General features: G+C 68.4%; 2 protein-coding genes. One reads left to right on the top strand and one right to left on the bottom strand.

Features of this window, described 5'->3' with window-relative positions:
- The coding region (locus ACZ7IB_RS49265; protein ID WP_470921916.1) for an IS5 family transposase at window positions 1-569 on the bottom strand (569 nt) is incomplete at its 3' end.
- Between the two features lie 316 nt (window positions 570-885).
- On the opposite strand from ACZ7IB_RS49265, the gene ACZ7IB_RS49260 reads away from it, so the two are divergent.
- A partial coding sequence (locus ACZ7IB_RS49260) for a maleylpyruvate isomerase N-terminal domain-containing protein (protein ID WP_470921914.1) occupies window positions 886-1379 on the top strand: 494 nt, incomplete at its 3' end.

Here is a 1379-nt window from a genome sequence, read left to right as displayed (position 1 = left end):
CTGACATCATCGGTCCGCTTCACGATCTCCACGACGATACCCAACGCGTCGCGGGCCCATGAAAGCAGCGTGGAATCAACGGAGTTGGCGTATCCGCCGTCGGCCCACACCAGGCTGACCGTGCGGAAGGCAGCCGCGAGCCGGGCCAGGACGGTGCGGCCTCCCGCGCGGTCCTGCACGGACGCGGAAGTGACCGCGACGACCAGCAGCAGGCCCATCGTGTCGACGATCACGTGTCTCTTCCGCCCTGTCGTTCGCTTCCCCGCATCGAATCCACGCGCCTCGCCGCCCTCGCTGGTCTTGATCGACTGGGCGTCGATCACGGCGGCCGACGGCTCAGGGTCGCGTCCGGCCCCGATCCGGAGCTGGCGGCGTAGCTCATCGTGGATGCGGTCCCAGCTGCCGTCCCGGCGCCACTTGGTGAACCAGCGGTGCGCCGCGTCCCAAGGCATCAGGTCGCGCGGGAGCATCCGCCACTGGCAGCCCGAGCGCAGTACGTAGAAGATCGAGTCGAGCACCAATCGGTCTCCGTACTTGCGCACCCCGCCGCCTTTCCGCAGGTTACGCACGGGAAGGAGTGGCCGGATGACCTCCCACATCTCATCGGTCAGGCTGGACGGATAGCATGGGCCGCTGACGGCCTCGGAGTTGTCACACTGGCACACACCACGTGATCATTCCGGGGCCGTCGCCGTGCCTGGAGGGCAGATCGCAACCGTCACGCGTCTCGCATGACCAGCCAGCCCGACACGCTCCGCGCCGCCGCCGAGGAAGCACGGTGGTCCCGTGGTGCCTCGGGCCCCACCACCGAGTGGGCAGACTCCGGCGACATCGGAGTCTGCCCGCACACTTCGTCTCCGCCGTTGGTCAGGAAGGAGTGGCACCATGGCGCACATGTTGAACTACAACCTCGCCGTCCCCGATGTAGATGACGCCGGTGTTCTGTCCGCGCTGGTGGCTGAGGGCGACGAGCTCGACGTCCTGGTCAGGGCAGTGGACGACTGGTCCATACCGACACCGGCACCGGGCTGGACAGTCGCCCACCAGATAGCCCACCTCGCGTGGGCGGACGCGAACGCACTCAGCGCCTTACGCACTCCGGACGCGTTCGGCGCCGAGCTCAGGCGGGCGGAAGCCGAAGGCAGCGGGTACGCAGACAAGGCCGCCGCCGCGGGAGCGGCCAAACCGCGGTCGGTACTCCTGGACGAGTGGCGGGCCGGTCGAGCGGAACTGGCGGCGGCACTGCGCGACACGCCATGGGACCACGCATTCCCCTGGTACATGTCGAAGGTGACCCCGGCCCTGATGGCGCCCCTTCGTCTGATGGAAACCTGGGCACACGGGCAGGACGTCTTCGATGCTGTGGGCGTGGCGCACCG

Source organism: Streptomyces sp. NPDC037301 (assembly GCF_055602785.1).
Note: the sequence above shows the minus strand (reverse complement) of the source record. Positions and strands in the feature narration are given on the sequence as shown.